We start from the raw sequence: 16581 nt of genomic DNA on the forward strand, positions 1-16581 counted from the left end.
ACAAACCCGCTGGCCACAGACCTGAAACGGTCACCCGCGAAGTACGGGCCTAGAGGGTGGAAGGTGCGGCAAGGGGAGGCCGGTTGTGCAGATCGTCATCGACACCACGCAGAGCACCTTCGAAGAGGCCATGGCCGTGGTCCGTGCCGCCTACGGCGTCAGGGGCGTCCAGCAAACCCCTGGTGTGATCGTGCAAGGGGAGCCGACGCTGGCCGTGTGGAGTCACCACGGCGGCTGGTTCATCCAGCACTGGAACACGGAGATGCTTCACCGTTGGGTGGAGCTGCTGCGCAACACCGAGCAACTCGCCACGGCCTGGCGAATCTGCAACACACCCGGCGTCTGGGTCACCAGCCCGCAGCTCGCCGAATTCGTCGTTCCGACAGACCCTCAAGGCCGCGGCGTGGTGCGAGCCCGCGCGGCCGTGCAGGTGATGGCCAACCTCGGCCGTCGCGAGATCGGGAGCCCTGGCGGTATGCCGTTCGACAAGCAGGACAGAGGCCGAAGCGCCTACAAGGCGGCAAAGCCGGTCGCCGACATTGTGTTGGAGCAGATCCGGCGGTCCGTACTGTACGAGCGCCTGCTGCAGGAGTACCCGGCCGTCGGGAGGCAGGTCGAAGCCGGCGAGGAGTAGCCGCCGGAGCGTGCGGTGGAGCGTTGTGACTTCCTGCCGGTCGGCCTGCTGACAGACGGGGAGTTCTGCGCGCAGCACGGGGGCCGGGTTTCTCCGGGTGAGACCTGATCGATGGGAACTACGCCTGCTGACAGGTCGCGTTGGGTTCCGCCGAGCTGGAGGCCGTCGGAAGGGCGGTGTCTCAGTGCCAGGGGGGTCGGCCGGTGCCTTCGGCCCACTGGGCGAGGGCGCGGTGGTCAGTCATGCGGATGCCGGTCTGAGCGCAGAATGCGGCGGCGGGCTTGGTGAAGGCGCTGGTGGTGACGACGGCGGCGAGGTCGCAGTGGTGGATGTCGCGGTAGGTGCCGTTGACCTTCTGGACGTCCTGCGAGCCGACCAGGGTCCCGAGGCTGTAGCGCTTGGCCTGGATGAGGATGCGCTGCCCCCGCGGGGTGGTGGCCAGGACGTCGGCGGCCAGGTCGCCGGACCCGCCGACGACGGTCACCTTCGTGCAGCCGTCGCGCCGGCACAGGTCGGCGAGCGCGTGCTCGAAGGCCTTCGGGGTCATGGCCATGAACGCGCCGATGTGGCGCAGCTGCGCGGTGCGGGCCCGGAGAGCGCGGCGGTGCCGGAGGCCACTCTCCCTCCTGCGGCTGCCCTGGAACCGGACCGTCTCGACGGCAGGCGGCTGATGAAGGCCTGCCGCCTGGCCGGCATCCTCGTCTTCGTCCTGGCAGCGGGCCTGGGCCGGTTCGGTGTGGAAGCGGTGATCCTCGTTCCGGCCGCGCTTGCCGTCTGGCCGGTGGTCTCGTTCCTTCTCCTGTGCCACCGCCACGGCCTGGCCGAAGCCACTCGACTCATCCGGAGTATCCGCTCACTCCTGCCCGGAAATACGGTCCCACCAGCACCGTGACGGCAGGGCCCGCCAGGACGAGGTCGCCGCCTGGGCTGCGGTCACAGGGAGCGACCCACGAATTCTCTTCTGGGAGGCGGCCCGCCAGATGGTCAGCGTCACGCCGTCAACTGACGGCTCACCCCCGCGCTCGCGGGGAGGACCCTTCGCGACCTGTACCTGTTCTGGTGCCTTTGCCGTCATGCTGTGGTGGCTCACGACATCGTGTTCTTCCTGGCTCCCGACGATGAGGCTGTCGCTGCGATGCGCGGGCGGCGACCCGGTCCAGAGTTCGAGTCCGTGACCTGCCGCTTCATCTAACCGGACAGTGCCATCGCCGAGTGGGACGTGTACTTCGAGGAGCCCTCGACCGAGGTACCGACGCCCGAGCAGTTCCATGGACGGTGGCCGCGGTGGGTCACCGCCCCGGTGAACGACGGCGTCGAGGTGTTCGCTCTGCCGCAGCGGTTGACCCGGGCGCTGGCCGACGCCGGCTCCACGGAACTGGAGGAGCTAGCCGGTCGCTGGACCGCCAGGCTCAGGTCCCACGACAGCGACGACATGACCGACGACGATCTGCCGACGGTCCTCCAGGGAGTCGCCCGGCTCGCGGCCTCTGCGGTGAGCACAGGCGGCCGCCTGTACAGCTGGAGCTTCTGACCGTCCGGTAGAACGCGGCCACGGAACTACCAGCTGTTTCCGTTCGTGAGTACAGCGGCCGTCCTGACCCTGTGAACGCAGGGAGGAGCGGTCCACCCACTTGGCACCGAACCCCGAGGCTGGCTGAGTCCCGCGGGTACAGGGAGGACTCCGGCACCCGCACCCTGTACGTCCTGACGTACGGCTGACCCCCGCGGGCGGGGAGGACAGTTGTCAGCTTCGTCCGCGGTACGGGATGTGGTTGCCCGGCTCGAGTACGGGCTCGGCCCATGCGGCGTGCGAGAACACCGGTCGCCAGGTGAGCGTGCCGCCCTCGTCGTCGGCGAGGTTCGTCCGCACGCGTGGCGTAAGGCGAATCCGGTAGCGCAGGCCCTCGACATCGACGATGCCGCAGTCTCCACTCTCCGGGTCCTCCGGTGCGGCCGAGGTCGGCGCGACCTGCCAGCCGGCCTTGGCGGCGAGGTGCATCCACACCTCGACGGCGCGCTCGCGACTCTCGAAGTTGCCTACCTTCGCGATGATCTGCGCCGGGTCGGTCCGCTCGTCCATGGCCATGTCGTTCCTCCATCCGCTCCGTAGGATCATGGCAGAGCGGCTGCGGCACACCGAGTGGGGTGTACGGGTCCGCCGTCGTGGGGTCGGAGGCGGGCGCGCACATGGCCGCCGAATCCGCCCACCTGCCGGTATGGCACGATGCCCGGGTGGAGAGTGGAGCACGTGCGGCGGATCCGTCGAGTCTCGGCGACCTGCTGATGTCGCTGCGGAACGGACCCCTCGTCTCCGTGCGGTACGGCCGTCTCCCGGACGGAGCGACCCCTGATCACCGGCTGGGGTCCGTTGCCGGCCTGGTACACGGCCTCGTCGCCGAGATTCACCCGGTATGGGAGCGGCACCTGGCCACCGTGGGTGTTCCCTCGACCACTTCGCAGGTCGAGGCCCGCCTGAAACCGCTGGCCGCCGACGAGGCGATCGAGACGATGACCAAGCTCGCCGCCGAGGACCTCGTATGGCCCGGCAGGCTCCTCATGAACCGTGAGATCGCCCACCACACGGTGACGCGGATCGTGAAGTGGCTCGGGCCCGGTGCGACGTGGTGGACCAACCGCCAGAGCGGTTCGTGGGATCCCGTCACCGCCTGCACCTTCGACGGCGTGGTCGCCGGGAGCGACGGCGAATACTTCGCGATCCTGATTCAGCTCGGCGAGGACTGAACTTCGCGGCCCACGGGCTCCTCTTCCGTAACTCTTGAAGCTACCCACCCTCGCGGTGGTCTGCGTGGGGTCATTGCAGAACAGCCGCGACACACTGGCAAGGTCCCGGACGTCAACCGGGCCGCCGCTGGGACGCCAAGCCGGCCCGGCGCTGCCCAGCCTCACCGACGTCGACGCCGTTGCCCGCCGTGTCCAGGCCGAGCCGCGCCCGGCCCGCCGGTGCCGGCCGTGAGGACGTCCTCGGGCCCGGTCTGCACACCGTCTGGGACGCCGTCGACACCTACCGCACCGACTGCTCACCCGGCAGGCATGAGCCTCCACCGCCCGGTACCCGCTCCCCTGGCGCCTGGAGAGTGTACGGGCGCTGCGCGAGCGCCGGCCTCGTCCGCTCGGTGAGTGCCCGGGTTGGTCGGCCGGGCCGGGGCGCCCTACTGGGGCGTTGGCGTGGAGGGGGTGGGAGGGGGCAAGGTGTCACCATGTCCGAACGCCGCGAACGCCGCCGTCTTCACGCCCGCGCCCGAGCTCTCGGAGTGCCCGTCGGGCAGGTCCGGCGCCGGGTCTCCCCTCGTCGGCCCGGGCCGCCGGTCGTGGAGTCCGCGTGGCCGCGTACCGCGGTGCCGGACCGGGACGAGGCTCCTGCAATCGCCCGGGCGACGCTTCCGGTACCAGTGGCGTGCTGCACAGCCTCGCGCGACCGGCAGGTCACGGATGGTGGGACTGTGGTGATGCTGACCCGTCACACGGCCGACTGCCCGATCTGGTCCGCTCGCTGACCGCCGGCCCCGACGGGACCAACCGCGCGACGAGTGTCCACTTGTAGGCGGACACCCGCCGCAGCGTTCCGCCGAACGCTCCGATCAGTGCCGTCACCGAGGTGATCGCCATCGTCGAGCAGAAGCGGACCCTGGCCGACGAGGCCTTCGCCCGGGACGCCCGACCGGCTGCCGTGCTGCTACGCCCCGCGGGCGCGGGGAAGACTGCCGACACCACCGATGCCCTGGTCGACCCTTTGTTCGCGGACCTCGGCCGGACAAGGGGTGCCGCGATTCGGCTGTTTTCACCTCATATCGGATGAGTACTTATACGGATAGGGGTCGGCCGGTCACCGCAATAGGCTCTTCGCTGGCCGAGGAACTGTCGGGGAGGGGAGTGCGGTGGGGCATCTCAAGGTGAATACGGAGGAGATCCACATGTCTGCAGGGGTGGCGCAGGCGATTGGTGAGGATCTCCGGAAGCCGTGTCAGGCGGCCGTAACAGCCAGTCAGACGGCCGCCGGCCAGCTGACGGGCTGGTCGGTGGCGGCACGGCTGGGCCGGGTGGCGGGGGAGTGGGCGCCGGTGTTGACGGGTGTCAGCGACCGTCTCAAGCAGACGGCCGACAACCTCAACGCCACGGCGCAGGCCTACACGAACAACGAGAACGCCAACGCCGATGTCTGGCATAAGCAGGGGATCGGTGAGGCATGGGAGAAGCCGGGCCAGTGAGCGGCAACCTGTTCGAGCTGCTGATACGTTTCGACCCGGCCGGCTTGCACGACGCCGCCAGGAAGTGGCGCGATCTGTCCACCGGGGCGCAGTCCGCGGAGAACCGGCACCGCAGTCAGGTGAACGGTCCCCTGCGGCAGGCGAAGTGGGAGGGGGCGGACGCGCAGAAGGCGTTCTACACCCTGGGCCGCACCGAGCAGATCCTGGAGATTCTGCGGGTCGAGGCCGCCGCTGTCGCGCTCACCCTGGACACGGTCGCCGAGCGGATGTACCAGGCGCAGACCAATCTGAAGAACGCTGTGCACCGTGCCGAGGAGCAGGGGCTTTCCGTCGGTGCCGACGGGACGGTGAACCTGCCGCCCCTGGGCGAGGGAGAGCGCAACGACCCGGATGCCGCATCCAGCCCTGAGCGCAAGGCGCTGACGACCCTGCGTGGGGATGTCCAGGAGCGGATCAACAAGGCGCTGGCCGACGCGCAGCAGGCGAGCGACCAGGGCGACCGCGCCCTGGGCCGGCTCGATGCAGGGATCCTGACCCGCCCGCGCGTGTTCGGCTCCGCCGCCGAGACCGCCGCCGATGTGAGGGACGTGGCGAAGGACCTCGGGCTGGCCGACCCGTATGTCCCGGACAACAAGGACCCGAAAACCTCCGCCGACTGGTGGAAGGCCCTGACCCCCGAGCAGCAGAGTACCTACCTCGCGCTCTACCCCGAGCGGATCGGACAACTGGACGGCCTGCCCGCCACGGTACGGGACGAGGCCAACCGGCTCGTCCTCGACCAGCAGCTGGACGCGCTGAAGGCCGGCAGTCCGCGCGGGAGCGACATGACGGCCGGGGAGTACAACGCTCGCGAGCAGACACTGATGAAGCTCAAGGAACAGCTCGACCAGCACGACACCGCGGTCGAGGACAAGCGGGTGTTCCTGCTCGGCCTCGACGCGAAGGCATACGGCGGCGACGGCAAGGCGATCGTCGCCATGGGCAATCCCGACACCGCCGACCACACGGCCGTCCTGGTGCCGGGCACGGGAACGACGATCGACAGCACAGGGGGTCAGCTCACACGCGTCAACGACCTGCAGGAGGCCGCGAAGCAGGCGTCGAAGGGGACGAATCAGAAGGTGTCGGTGATCTCGTGGCTCGGCTACGACGCCCCCGAGGTCCCGGTCGTGCAAGCACCGAACCTCTCTGTCGCCTGGGACTCCCGGGCCAAGGACGGGGCCGAGGCTCTGCGCCAGTTCACCCAGGGCACCCGCGTCGCCCAGGGCGACCACCCCAGTCACCTCTCGGTGTTCGGCCACAGCTACGGAACGACGCTCGTCGGCGCGGCCGCCGCGGGCGGGGAAGGGCTGGGTGCTGACGAGATCGTGGCTGTCGCGAGCCCTGGACTGACCGTCGACCGCGCCGACCAGCTCCACATCGACCCGAGCCACTTCTGGACCGGCCGGGCGGCGGACGACAACATCGACAAGGTCGCCGGCTACAGCCTCGGCGCCGACCCGGTGGACGACGAGTTCGGCGGGCAGAGATTCGAGGTCGACACGTCCGGGCACAGCGGCTACTGGGACGACGGCAGCACAAGCCTCGACAACCAGGGCCGCATCATCGTCGGGAAACCGCCGACCACGCTTCCCAGACTGACCGTCAACCCACTGGGTCCCCTGTAATCGCCGGGCCGGGCCGACCACGGCCCGGCCGCCCGGTCCTCACCCTGTTCCAGCCGCAAGGAAGCCCACCGTGCCGTTTCCCCTGCCACGACCCGCTGCCCGCCCTGTCGGAGCGCGGCGCCTCGGCGTCGCCGCGCTGGCGCTCTGCCTGCCCTTGATCCTCGGAGGATGCATGTCCACGCCCGGCCCCAACGATCCGCTGCCCGTCAAGGCCCGCCAGGACGTCCAGGACTGGGCCCAGCACATGACCGAGTACATGGCGCAGAGCGCCGGCGTCGCCCTCGACGCCGGCAGCGCCGAGCCGTTCTTCAACGACTGCGTCGGCAAGAACAACGAGGTCGCCCAGGACGGCCGGTACAAGATGTCGTACGCGGCCTACAGTTCCGCCCCGCTCGAGCAGCACCCCGAGGCCGTTCGCAAGGTCCGCGCGACGCTCGAACAACAGGGCTTCAAGATCGACGGTTACCGGGAGACCGCGAACGGCAAGGTCGACACCGTCCTCGACGCCTCCCAGACGTCGAGCCGATATCTGATCACTGTCGAGACCACGACCGGAGGGCTGCTGCTCTTCCGGGTCAACACGCCCTGCCTGATGCCTCCGGCAGCACCAGAGGCATCCAGCTGACGCGAGTGGAACGGAGCGGGGCCGCCCCGGGGGCCTTCCGTGTCGAGTTTTCCGACCGCCCAGACGCCCGCGATGCCTGTGACCTGTTTTTGATCGGTCATACCCGATGAGGGCGAGCCCGAAGTCGTCTCCTGCACGGACGAGTTCGGCCCGCTCAACCTCTAGCCACATTCCGGCCGCCAGCGGGCCGAGCGCGGCGGCCCTCGCAACTATCCCGGAGCAGGGCAGCATGATCCGCCGCTACATGCCTGATGCGGCACTAGTACGAGGACGGGACCGCCCGGGCAGTACGCCCGGGCGGTCTTTCCGTGTCCGGAACACGGGGTGTCCCGAGCGTCACTCCGGCTCTAGACTGCTCAGCTCGCGCGGTGTTACCGGCGGGTAGGTGGGTATCCACGGGTGCTGCCACCGACTGGCAGCAGGGATGGGGAGTCCGGATGGCCGACGAGCGGGTGCACGCGTACGCGGACGACGCGCTGGGGGAGCACGACGCGGTGGCGTTGGCCGCTCTGGTGCGGGCCGGTGAGGTCGCCCCCGGCGAACTGGCGGCGGCTGCGGCGGCGCGGGCCGGGCGGGTCGACGCGGCGCTGGCGCCGGTCGCGTTCGCCGCGTACGGGCGGCCGTGCGGGGAGGGCGGCAGCGGGAAGGACGCGCCGCTGTACGGCGTGCCCAGTTACCTCAAGGACAACACCGACCTGCGTGGGATGCCCACCGGCCAGGGCAGTTCGGCTTTCCGGGCCAGGCCCGCTCGGCGGAGCGCGGGCTTCGCCGAGCAGTTCCTCGGCACCGGGCTGGCCGTCCTCGGCAAGAGCCGGTTGCCGGAGTTCGGGCTCAACGCCTCCACCGAGTACGCCGAGGCCCGGCCGGTCCGCAACCCGTGGCGGACCTCGCACTCGCCGGGGGCCTCCTCCGGCGGTGCGGCGGCCCTGGTCGCGTCCGGTGTCGTCCCGATCGCGCACGCCAACGACGGCGGTGGGTCGATCCGGATTCCGGCCGCCTGTTGCGGCCTGGTCGGCCTCAAGCCGACCCGCGGCCGGATGGTGCCCAACGCCCAGGGGCGCCGGCTGCCGGTCGACCTGGTCACCGACGGCGTGCTGACCCGTTCCGTCCGTGACACCGCCGCGTTCTTCGCCGCCGCCGAGCGCCACCACCGCAACCCGGCGCTGCCCCCGCTCGGTCTGGTCGAGGGCCCGGGTGAACGGCGGCTGCGGATCGGCCTGGTGGTGGACTCGCCGACCGCGCCCACCGACGCGCCGACCAGGGCGGCGGTCGAGGAGACGGCGGCGCGGTTGGCGGCCCTGGGCCACGATGTGACGCCGGTGGAGCTGCCGTTCGGGGAGGAGTTCTCCCGCGACTTCATCCTCTACTGGGGTTACATCGCCTTCCTGATCGCCACCACCGGCCGGCTGACCGTCGACCCGGGCTTCCGGGCGAGCCGGCTCGACGGCCTCACCACCGGTCTGCGGCGGGTGTTCCACCGCGAGTTCACCCGGGTGCCCGGGGTGGTGCGGCGACTGCGGCGGGCCGAGCAGACGTACGCGGGGATGTTCCGCACGCACGACGTGATCCTCTCGCCGGTGCTGGCCCACGTCCCGCCGCCGATCGGTTACCTGAGCCCGAACGTCGCGTTCGACGAGCTACTGGACCGGCTCACCCGGTATGTCGCGTTCACTCCGGTCAACAACGTCACCGGCGGCCCCGGCATCGCCCTGCCGGTCGGGGCGAGCCCCGAGGGCCTGCCGATCGGCGTCCACCTGTCGGCCGCCCATGGCGAGGAACGGGCGCTGTTGGAGCTGGCGTTCGCGTTGGAGGCCGACCGGCCGTGGCGGCGGATACAGGACTGAGCGGGTGGGCCCGGCGCCCGCTCAGCCGAGGACCGGGGAGGCGAGGGCGCAGGCCGCGCGGACCTCGCGGCGGAGCGGGCCGAGGACGTCGGCCGGGCCGTCGGGGGCGGCGGCGGGCCGGGGCGCGGGTGCGCCGGTGCGCAGGGCCTCCGCCAGGGCGGCCAGGTCGGCCGCGAGGGCGGCGACCTCGCCCGGCGGCGGCGCCGGTTCCCCGTGCTCGACCCGGACCTGGGTGGCGGTGGTGGCCTCCACCACCCGTTCCACCGCGATCACCAGCGGCCACCAGGCCGCCGCCGGCGGCCCGGTCGGCGGCGGTTCGGTGAGTGCGCGCTGGAACTCCGAGCGGACCGCCGAGAGGTCCCGGTAGAGCCGTCGGCGCCGACGCGGCCCGGCCGTCCGGTCCTGGCCGGGCGCGCCGGCGAAGGCCAGCACCACGTACGCGGAGGCCTCCGTGACGGCGTCGGCCAGCCGGTCGCCGATCCGGGTGTGCCAGGACTCCGGCCAGCACAGGTACCCGGCGACCAGGGCGATCCCGCAGCCGATCAGCGAGTCGAACAGCCGGGGCAGCACGAGCCGGAACCCCTGGTGGTTGAGCAGGTCGGAGAGCAGCAGGATGACCGGGGTGATGGCCGCCGTCTGGAACGCGTAGCCCTTGGCGGAGCACGCCGGGATCAGCGCGGCCAGCAGCGCGACGGTCGGCACGTCCCACCAGCCGCGCGGCACCTCGGAGAGCACCGGCATGGCGATCAGCAGCCCGGCGGCCGTGCCGAGGGCGCGCAGCACGGCCCGGGAGAACACCGAGCCGAAGTCCGGCTTGAGGACGAAGGTGACGGTCAGCGCGACCCAGTAGGAGCGGGGTACCGGCAGCACCGACACCACCACCTGGGCCAGGCCGATACAGAGCGCGAGCCGCAGGCCGTAGCGCCAGGAGGCGCGGGAGAACAGCGCCGCCCGGGTCGCGCGCCTGGTCCGCGCCCAGGGGGCGGCGGGGCGGCCGAGCCGGTCGGGGGCGGCGGTGTGCGCGGGGTCGGACTCGGCGCCGACGGCGGCCGCGTAGCGCAGGGCCTGGTGGAGCGCGCGTTCGGAGGGGCCGGTCGGGGTCGGCAGGTCGAGGGGGACGGCGGTGGGCGCGGGGCTCCGTCCGACGGTGTCGGCGAGGGTCAGCACCGCCGCCGGCCAGGCCTCCGGCAGCGGGCCGAGCCGGGCCGGGCGCAGTTTGGCGGCGGAGGCGGCCTCGACGATCGGGATCAGCGCGTTGAGCTGGGCGATCAGCCGGGTCAGCCCGGGGGAGCGGCCGTGCCGGCGGGTGCGGTGGGCGAGCAGTAGGTCGTACGAGGCGTTGAGCGACTGGGTGACGGCCTGCCGCCGTTCGTCGTGCTCCGGGGTGCCGGCGGCCCGGAGGAACGCGGCCGTCGACCGGTAGGAGGCGGCGACCGCGGCCCGTTCGGGCACCCCGCCGCGCAGCGGCCAGGCGAACAGGGTGAGCAGCAGCACCACCGCCCCGCCCGCGGTCAGCAGCAGCGGCGCCTTCCACCACGGCTGAGGCAGCGGCAGGCCGGCGCCGACAACGGCGTTGAGGAGCAGCAGCAGACCGGCGACGGAGGCGACCGAGCCGATCGAGGAGATCATCCCGGAGACCAGCGCGACCAGGGTGAGGACGGCGACGGCCGTCCAGTCGTGGCCGTACACCAGGGTGCCGAGGGCGACGCCGACGGCGCCGAACAGCTGGGGGACGGCGATGTTGAAGAACCGCATCCGGTACGCGTCGGCGGTGTCGCCGATCACGCCGGACAGCGCGCCCATCGAGACCAGCGCCCCGTACGCGGGCTGCCCGGCGGCGAGGCCGACGGCCAGCGGCACAGCGAGCGCCACCGCGGCGCGGGCCACCGCCGCCCACGGCACCGGCGCCGGTTGCGGGCGCAGCCCGGCGGTCAGCCAGGTCGGCGGGGAGAGCCTGACCCCGTGGGTGCGCTGTGCCATGGGCCCAACCTACGGCGCCCGCCCGCAGGCGCCCGGCCGCGGCACGCCCCGCCGCGGTACGTGCGGACGGCCCCGGTCCGAGGGATGCCCGGGTGGTCGGATGGCGGGGCGTCAGGCGGTCGCGGCCTCGGGCACGGAGGCGGGGACGGAGGTGGGGGCGGGGGCCGCCGGGTCGGCCGGGTGCCGGGTGGTGGGGAGGTCGCGGACGCGGCCGACGGGCGAGAACAGCAGGACGAGCGCCGCCAGCGGGACCCCGGCCGTGGTGATCCACATCGCGGGGCGCAGCCCCACCGCGGTGCCGAGCACGCCGGCCAGCAGGGCGCCCACCGGGATGGTGCCGAAGTTGAGGACGGCGGCGCTCGCGGTGACCCGTCCGAGCAGTGCGGGCGGGCAGTAGCTCTGCTGGAAGCCGGACTTGATGACGTTCCCGGCCACCACGCCGGCCGAGACGCCGAACCCGCCCACGGCGAAGCAGAGCACGCCCGCGCCGGTCCCGGTCAGCGGGATGAGCAGGGCGAGCGCGGGCAGGCCCAGTTCGAAGAGGAGCATCGCGCGGGCCGTACCGACCCGGGCGGCGACCCGGCGGGCGGCGAACGCGCCGAGGACGCCGCCGCTGCCGGCGGCTGCGATCAGCCCGCCGACGGTGCCCGGGACCAGTCCGACCTCGCGGACCAGGAAGGCGACCAGGATCGACTGGTACCCCATCAGCGCCAGGTTGGAGGTGGCGCCGAACAGAGTGAGGGAGCGCAGCCAGCGGTCGCCGGCGACCAGCCGCAGGCCCTCGCCGACCTCGCGCCGCAGCGCCCGGTCGGTGCCGCGCCCGTCGCGGGCGGCCGGGGTCTCGTGGACAGTCGGGGACTCGCGGTGGCGGATGCGGCCCAGGCAGAGCAGCGAGACCAGGAAGGTCGCGGCGTTGGCGAGCATGCCGTTGGCGGCGCCGGCGAGCTGGGCGATCAGGCCGCCGGAGCCGAGGCCGACGATCTGGGCGGCGGAGGCGCTGCCGTGCAGCTTGGCGTTGCCCTCGGGCTGGTCGGCGGGGGAGAGCAGGTCGGGCAGGTAGGCGGTGTACGCGGTCTGGAAGAACACGGCCGCGGTGCCGGTGAGCAGGGCGACGGCCAGCAGCAGCCCGATGCTGAGCAGGCCGGCCCGGGCGGCGACGGGGACGGCGGCGAACAGGACGAGCGAGACGGCGGCGGCCACCAGCATCACGGGCCGGCGCGGTAAGCGGTCCACCCAGACGCCGGCCGGCAGGCCGATGACCAGCCAGGGCGCCCAGGAGGCGGCGCTGAGCAGGCCGATCTCGAAGGTGGAGGCGTGCAGTTCGGAGACGGCGATGAGCGGCATGGCGACGCCGGTCACGGAGGCGCCGAACTTGCCGGCGGTCTCGCCGCACCAGAGCAGCCGGAAGTCCCGGTGGCGGCGGAGCAGGCTGCGGGGGCGGTCGTGGTGCTGCTGGTGGTGCTGCTCGGTGGGCTGCACGTCGTGCGTCACTCGGCGCTCCGGTTTTGGTGGTTGTCGCTACGGGCCCCGGGACTGTCGGTGCGGGGTCGGCGGGGGAAGGACTGGAGCTGGACGACGATCGGCAGCGCCTCCGGGTCCGGCTCGGCGTCCGGGGCGGTGAGGTGGCGTTCGACGACGGCGGACAGTTCCTCGTTCAGCGCCCGGAGTTGGTCCGGGGTCAGCCGCAGCCGGCTCCAGTCCGCGATGGTGCCGACGTCGCGCCACTCGTCCGGCCAGTCTTCGGCGATGTAGTCGTTGATCCGGTTGAAGTACTGCTGGACGATCTGATGAAGGTAGAGGGAGACCGCCCCGCGGCTGTTCGGGTCGTGGCGGAAGTCGGCGGTGTCGAGCCGGTTGGGCACGGGCACTCGCCGCCACCAGCGCTCGCGCTTGGTGCCGCGCCCGGTCTCCTCCTCGATGAACCCGTGCTCGGCGAGGTGGCGCAGGTGCCAGCTGACGGTGCCGGTGTTCTCGCCGAGCCGTTCGGCGAGCCGGGTGGCGGTGGCCGGTCCGTCGAGGTTGAGGAGCTCGAAGATCTGCATCCGCAGCGGGTGCGCGAGTCCGCGCAGGCTGCGCGCGTCCAGGCGGCGCGGCGGGCGTCCGGGCGTCTCGGGCTGCTCGGCGGGCGTGGGGTGCTCCGTGGTCATGCCTGCATCCTAAGTTGCAGAGAGTTCTCTGCATAGGGATATCTGCAGAGAACTCTCTGCATGTCGATAGGTCTCCCGAATCGCGCCCCGGATCGCCGGATGATCTTCTAGAGTCGCGTCCGGTGCGACCGTACGACCGCACCGCGCGCCACCCGCGCGCACCGGTACCAGGGAGAGGCCCCATGACCGAACCGCAGCCGCAGCCGTTCGAGCCCGTCGACGAGGACTGGCAGACCGCCCTCGTGGTCGTCGCCCACCCCGACGACATGGAGTACGGCGGAGCCGCCGCCGTCGCCCGCTGGACGGACCAGGGCAAGAAGGTCGTCTATGTGATGGCCACCAGCGGAGAGGCCGGCATCGACGGCATGGAGCCGGAGCGGTGCGGACCGCTGCGCGAGGCCGAGCAGATCGCCTCCGCCGCCGTGGTCGGCGTCGACACCGTCGAGTTCCTCGGCCACCCGGACGGCGTCGTCGAGTACGGTCTGCCGCTGCGCCGCGACATCGCGCGCGCCGTCCGCCGGCACCGCCCCGACATCGTCATCACCAGCAACTTCCGTGACACCTGGGGCGGATCGTTCCTCAACCAGGCCGACCACATCGCCGTCGGCCGCGCCACCCTCGACGGAGTGCGGGACGCGGGCAACCGCTGGGTCTTCCGCGAGCTGATCGACGAGGGCCACGAGCCGTGGGACGGCGTGCGGCAGATCTGGGTCGCCTCCTCGCCGGAGTCCGGGCACGCGGTCGACACCACCGAGACCTTCGACCGGGGCGTCGCCTCGCTGGAGGCCCACAAGGCGTACCTGGCCGGCCTCGGCGGCGCGATGGCGGACGCGCGCGGCTTCCTGGAGGGCGTCGGCCGGGGTGCGGGCACCCGGCTCGGCACCCGCTTCGCCGTCGCCTTCGAGGTCTTCCCGCTGCGCTAGCCCCTCACGAGTCGGGCCCCTGCTCCTCCTGCTCCTGTCCCTCCTGCTCCTGCCCCTCCTGCCCCTGCCCCTCCTGCTCCTGCCGCTGCCGACGACGGCGGCGGCGGAGCAGGTGGCGGACAGCGAGAGCGGCGACCAGCACGCCCAGCGCGACCAGCAGCCAGAGCTGGTAGCGCACCGCCGTCCGCCAGACCGTGCCGACGTTGGAGCCGGCGACGTACCCGACGGTGGCCCACACCCCCACCCAGAGCGCCGCGCCGAGCACGTTGAACACCTGGAACCGGGGCCAGGGCATGCCGGTCGTCCCGGCGATGATGCCGCTGGTCTGCCGCAGCCCGTCGACGAACCGGGCCACCGTCACCACCTTGCCGCCGTGCCGGTCGAAGAACACCTCCGCGCGGGCGGCCCGCTCCGGGGTGAGCAGCACGTAGCCGCCCCAGCGGTGGACGAAGGCCCGGCCGCCGGTGGCACCGATCAGATGGCCGAGGGTGTTGCCGAGCACCGCCGCCGCGAAGGCGATCGCCACCACGGCGGCGATGTTCAGGTGCCCGGTGCCCGCGTAGACGGCGGCGAGCACCAGCACGGTCTGGCCCGGCGCGGGGACGGCGCAGTTGTCGAGCAGCACGAACAGCGCCACCAGCGCGTAGCCGTACTGGTCCAGCAGCGGTTCGAGCGAGGCGAGCGGCCCCGGCAGCCCGGGGGCGGCCTCCGCCAGGGCCCCGGCGAGGAGCCCGGCGGCGGGTGCGGTGAGCGGCACGACTCACCGCCCCGGGCCGGACGGGCGCGGGGCGGTGGCCGGTGGCGTCAGCGGATCGCCTCGCGGGGTTCGATGTTGCAGTCCGGGCCCGGGTAGACCAGACCGGTGTGGCCGTCCTCGAAGCGGACCATGTACGGCGGCTGGCCGTCCTGGCCGCGCACCTCGACGATCTCGCCCTTCTGGTCGACCATGCCCACCGCCCGGCTGTGGATGTGGAGCTGGTCACCTACCGCTGCGTGCATGGTCGTGCTCCTCGGGTGTGTGCGGACGGGCGGCCGACGGGGCCGGCCGGGTCGCCTTCCTCTGTCTCCACTGTGCTGCGCCCGCGCGCGGGCCGCAACGGCGCGCCCGAGCTGCGGGGCACTGGCCGAGGTCGTTCAGCGCGGCCCGAGCTGGTCGACGAGGTAGCAGCGGACCAGCCGCTTGCACTCGGTGATCATCGCCGGGTCGCCGTCCGGATCCCCGCGGAAGGCGAGCTTGAGCACCGCGTCGGCGGCCTCCAGGGCGACCCGCAGGGCGAGCGTCAGGGCGGCCGGGTCGGCCGTCGCGAACAGCTCGCCGCCGAGTGCCTGGAGCCGCAGCGCGACCGCCGCGTTGTTGTCCAGCTCGGCGTCCAGCAGGTGCCGGTCGTCCTGGACGCCGGCGGGGACGGCCGGTCCGGCGAGCCCGAAGTCCACCTGGCCGAAGCCGGGGACCGTCCGCTTCATCGCGACGAACTCCTCCACCGCGAGGTCGGTGAACCCGGCCGGTCCGGTGGGGGGATCGGTGCGCAGCCGGTCGTCGAGCCGGTGCAGGTAGTGGTCGAGGTTGCGGCCGGCCAGTGCCGCGAGCAGGTCCTCCTTGCCCGCGAAGAACTGGTACAGCGTGCCGATCGGCACCTGCGCGCGGTGGGCGACCTCCTTGGTGGTGAGCGCGCCCGCCCCGGCCTCGTCGAGCAGTGCGGCGCAGGCGTCCAGGATCCGCTCGTAGCGTTCCTGGCTGCGCTGCTGCACCGGCCGCCGCCGCCCGGGGCCCGTCCACCCCGCCGTCCGGTGACTCCTCGTGTCCGCGCTCATGGGGCCACTGTGCCGCATCCGCCGTTCGACGGGCCAATCCCCGGGACGGGAGGGGCTCGTTCCCCGTCGATCAGGGTGCGGGCGTGAGGGCCTAAGCTCTGCGCTGATCATCAGGGGCAGGAGAAGGAGGAAGACATGGGGCAGAAGATCATCCGGTTCTCGGACCTGACCGGCAAGCACGTGGAGGACGAGGACGACCTGGTGCGCGTGGTGGTCCGGGAGCACCCGGAGCTCGCGGACGGACCGGTGGAGATCGAGGCGCTCGCCGGGGAGTTGACCGAGGTGCGGGGGCTGGCGCTGGACCTCGTGACGGTCGAGCTCCACCACCCGGACGCCGAGGGGCCGGAGACGGTCGTGATGACCGCCGAGGCCTTCGACCGGCTGGCCGTCGCCGCGCCGATGGCCGAGGTGCTGCGCGGGGCCAAGCGGGTCGCCCGGAGCCTGCCGGCCCAGGCGGCCTCGGTCGCCGGCACCGGCGCGGGCCGGGAGCGGGTCAACTACGCGAGCCTGGAGCACGCCGGCCGCCCGCACAAGGGCCGCACCACCGACGCCGAGAAGCAACTCGTCCGGCAGCACCTGGACGAGGTCAACGAGCGGCTGGCCGCCGAGGGGATCCGCACCGTCGACCTGGCCAACCCGGAGCACGTCGCCCGCTACGGCCTGGAGGACCTCGCCGCCGAGCGCGGCGCCACCCTCGGCTGATCCCTCCGGACCCCGGTGATC

At 72.5% G+C, this 16581-nt stretch carries 19 protein-coding genes; 11 read left to right on the forward strand and 8 right to left on the reverse strand.

What is annotated here, in order from left to right:
* Positions 1-85: 85 nt before the first annotated feature.
* Positions 86-634 (forward strand): hypothetical protein, encoded by a 549-nt coding sequence (locus ACFP3U_RS28315; protein ID WP_380228553.1) that lies wholly within the window; start codon positions 86-88, stop codon positions 632-634.
* A gap of 181 nt (positions 635-815) precedes the next feature.
* On the opposite strand, the gene ACFP3U_RS28320 is transcribed toward ACFP3U_RS28315, so the two are convergent.
* Entirely contained in the window at positions 816-1187 is a 372-nt protein-coding gene (locus ACFP3U_RS28320; RefSeq protein WP_380228554.1) for a restriction endonuclease, read from the reverse strand.
* Positions 1188-1199: 12 nt separating this feature from the next.
* Between ACFP3U_RS28320 and ACFP3U_RS28325 the strand changes: the two genes are divergently transcribed.
* Both ACFP3U_RS28325 and ACFP3U_RS28330 read left to right on the forward strand, forming a co-directional pair.
* Complete coding sequence (locus ACFP3U_RS28325) at positions 1200-1526, forward strand: hypothetical protein (RefSeq protein ID WP_380228555.1); 327 nt, start codon at positions 1200-1202, stop codon at positions 1524-1526.
* 327 nt (positions 1527-1853) lie between these two features.
* On the forward strand, positions 1854-2165 hold the full coding sequence (locus ACFP3U_RS28330; RefSeq protein WP_380228556.1) for a hypothetical protein: 312 nt from the start codon (positions 1854-1856) through the stop codon (positions 2163-2165).
* A gap of 213 nt (positions 2166-2378) precedes the next feature.
* Here ACFP3U_RS28330 and ACFP3U_RS28335 read toward each other — a convergent pair whose 3' ends face one another.
* Positions 2379-2720, reverse strand: a complete 342-nt coding sequence (locus ACFP3U_RS28335) for a hypothetical protein (RefSeq protein ID WP_380228557.1) — start codon at positions 2718-2720, stop codon at positions 2379-2381.
* A 101-nt stretch (positions 2721-2821) separates the two neighbouring features.
* Between ACFP3U_RS28335 and ACFP3U_RS28340 the strand changes: the two genes are divergently transcribed.
* From ACFP3U_RS28340 to ACFP3U_RS28365, 6 genes are all read left to right on the forward strand, one after another.
* Positions 2822-3376, forward strand: coding sequence for a hypothetical protein (locus tag ACFP3U_RS28340; protein ID WP_380228558.1), 555 nt, complete (start codon positions 2822-2824; stop codon positions 3374-3376).
* A gap of 874 nt (positions 3377-4250) precedes the next feature.
* A complete protein-coding gene (locus ACFP3U_RS28345) occupies positions 4251-4451 on the forward strand; it encodes a hypothetical protein (RefSeq protein WP_380228559.1) in 201 nt (66 codons plus the stop codon).
* 79 nt (positions 4452-4530) lie between these two features.
* Positions 4531-4860, forward strand: coding sequence for a hypothetical protein (locus tag ACFP3U_RS28350; RefSeq protein WP_380228560.1), 330 nt, complete (start codon positions 4531-4533; stop codon positions 4858-4860).
* On the forward strand, positions 4857-6527 hold the full coding sequence (locus ACFP3U_RS28355; RefSeq protein ID WP_380228561.1) for an alpha/beta hydrolase: 1671 nt from the start codon (positions 4857-4859) through the stop codon (positions 6525-6527). Before ACFP3U_RS28350 ends, ACFP3U_RS28355 begins: the two co-directional genes overlap by 4 nt.
* Positions 6528-6699: 172 nt before the next feature.
* Positions 6700-7152 carry a hypothetical protein gene (locus ACFP3U_RS28360; protein WP_380228562.1) on the forward strand — a complete coding sequence of 151 codons (453 nt, stop codon included), beginning with the start codon at positions 6700-6702 and terminating at the stop codon, positions 7150-7152.
* A 437-nt stretch (positions 7153-7589) separates the two neighbouring features.
* Entirely contained in the window at positions 7590-8996 is a 1407-nt protein-coding gene (locus tag ACFP3U_RS28365) for an amidase (RefSeq protein ID WP_380228563.1), read from the forward strand.
* Between the two features lie 21 nt (positions 8997-9017).
* On the opposite strand, the gene ACFP3U_RS28370 is transcribed toward ACFP3U_RS28365, so the two are convergent.
* The 3 genes from ACFP3U_RS28370 to ACFP3U_RS28380 form a co-directional block, all read right to left on the reverse strand.
* Entirely contained in the window at positions 9018-10976 is a 1959-nt protein-coding gene (locus ACFP3U_RS28370) for an FUSC family protein (RefSeq protein WP_380228564.1), read from the reverse strand.
* 111 nt (positions 10977-11087) lie between these two features.
* On the reverse strand, positions 11088-12455 hold the full coding sequence (locus ACFP3U_RS28375) for an MFS transporter (protein WP_380228615.1): 1368 nt from the start codon (positions 12453-12455) through the stop codon (positions 11088-11090).
* A gap of 8 nt (positions 12456-12463) precedes the next feature.
* Complete coding sequence (locus tag ACFP3U_RS28380; RefSeq protein WP_380228565.1) at positions 12464-13123, reverse strand: ArsR/SmtB family transcription factor; 660 nt, start codon at positions 13121-13123, stop codon at positions 12464-12466.
* 182 nt (positions 13124-13305) lie between these two features.
* Here ACFP3U_RS28380 and ACFP3U_RS28385 point away from each other — a divergent pair, with 182 nt between their 5' ends.
* The gene (locus ACFP3U_RS28385) at positions 13306-14046 is read left to right on the forward strand and encodes a PIG-L deacetylase family protein (protein WP_380228566.1); all 741 of its coding nucleotides are present in this window, start codon (positions 13306-13308) and stop codon (positions 14044-14046) included.
* A 4-nt stretch (positions 14047-14050) separates the two neighbouring features.
* Here the strand turns inward: ACFP3U_RS28385 and ACFP3U_RS28390 are convergent, their stop codons facing one another.
* From ACFP3U_RS28390 to ACFP3U_RS28400, 3 genes are all read right to left on the reverse strand, one after another.
* Positions 14051-14803: a DedA family protein gene (locus tag ACFP3U_RS28390; protein ID WP_380228567.1), complete on the reverse strand. Its 753-nt coding sequence runs from the start codon at positions 14801-14803 to the stop codon at positions 14051-14053.
* Positions 14804-14850: 47 nt separating this feature from the next.
* Positions 14851-15045, reverse strand: a complete 195-nt coding sequence (locus ACFP3U_RS28395) for a DUF1918 domain-containing protein (protein WP_380228568.1) — start codon at positions 15043-15045, stop codon at positions 14851-14853.
* A 135-nt stretch (positions 15046-15180) separates the two neighbouring features.
* A complete protein-coding gene (locus ACFP3U_RS28400; RefSeq protein ID WP_380228569.1) occupies positions 15181-15858 on the reverse strand; it encodes a TetR family transcriptional regulator in 678 nt (225 codons plus the stop codon).
* A 135-nt stretch (positions 15859-15993) separates the two neighbouring features.
* On the opposite strand from ACFP3U_RS28400, the gene ACFP3U_RS28405 reads away from it, so the two are divergent.
* Entirely contained in the window at positions 15994-16560 is a 567-nt protein-coding gene (locus tag ACFP3U_RS28405) for a hypothetical protein (protein ID WP_380228570.1), read from the forward strand.
* Positions 16561-16581 lie beyond the last annotated feature (21 nt).

The sequence above is a fragment of the Kitasatospora misakiensis genome (assembly GCF_042656005.1).
Taxonomy (GTDB): Bacteria; Actinomycetota; Actinomycetes; order Streptomycetales; family Streptomycetaceae; genus Kitasatospora; species Kitasatospora misakiensis.

What these genes read in the sequence shown, in the direction of transcription:
- ACFP3U_RS28360 (WP_380228562.1), top strand. Translation starts at nt 6,700, where the DNA reads ATGTCCACGCCCGGCCCCAACGATCCGCTGCCCGTCAAGGCCCGCCAG.
- ACFP3U_RS28395 (WP_380228568.1), bottom strand. Translation starts at nt 15,045, where the DNA reads ATGCACGCAGCGGTAGGTGACCAGCTCCACATCCACAGCCGGGCGGTG.
- ACFP3U_RS28370 (WP_380228564.1), bottom strand. Translation starts at nt 10,976, where the DNA reads ATGGCACAGCGCACCCACGGGGTCAGGCTCTCCCCGCCGACCTGGCTG.
- ACFP3U_RS28335 (WP_380228557.1), bottom strand. Translation starts at nt 2,720, where the DNA reads ATGGCCATGGACGAGCGGACCGACCCGGCGCAGATCATCGCGAAGGTA.
- ACFP3U_RS28385 (WP_380228566.1), top strand. Translation starts at nt 13,306, where the DNA reads ATGACCGAACCGCAGCCGCAGCCGTTCGAGCCCGTCGACGAGGACTGG.
- ACFP3U_RS28340 (WP_380228558.1), top strand. Translation starts at nt 2,822, where the DNA reads ATGGCCGCCGAATCCGCCCACCTGCCGGTATGGCACGATGCCCGGGTG.
- ACFP3U_RS28320 (WP_380228554.1), bottom strand. Translation starts at nt 1,187, where the DNA reads ATGGCCATGACCCCGAAGGCCTTCGAGCACGCGCTCGCCGACCTGTGC.
- ACFP3U_RS28365 (WP_380228563.1), top strand. Translation starts at nt 7,590, where the DNA reads ATGGCCGACGAGCGGGTGCACGCGTACGCGGACGACGCGCTGGGGGAG.
- ACFP3U_RS28400 (WP_380228569.1), bottom strand. Translation starts at nt 15,858, where the DNA reads ATGAGCGCGGACACGAGGAGTCACCGGACGGCGGGGTGGACGGGCCCC.
- ACFP3U_RS28405 (WP_380228570.1), top strand. Translation starts at nt 15,994, where the DNA reads ATGGGGCAGAAGATCATCCGGTTCTCGGACCTGACCGGCAAGCACGTG.
- ACFP3U_RS28380 (WP_380228565.1), bottom strand. Translation starts at nt 13,123, where the DNA reads ATGACCACGGAGCACCCCACGCCCGCCGAGCAGCCCGAGACGCCCGGA.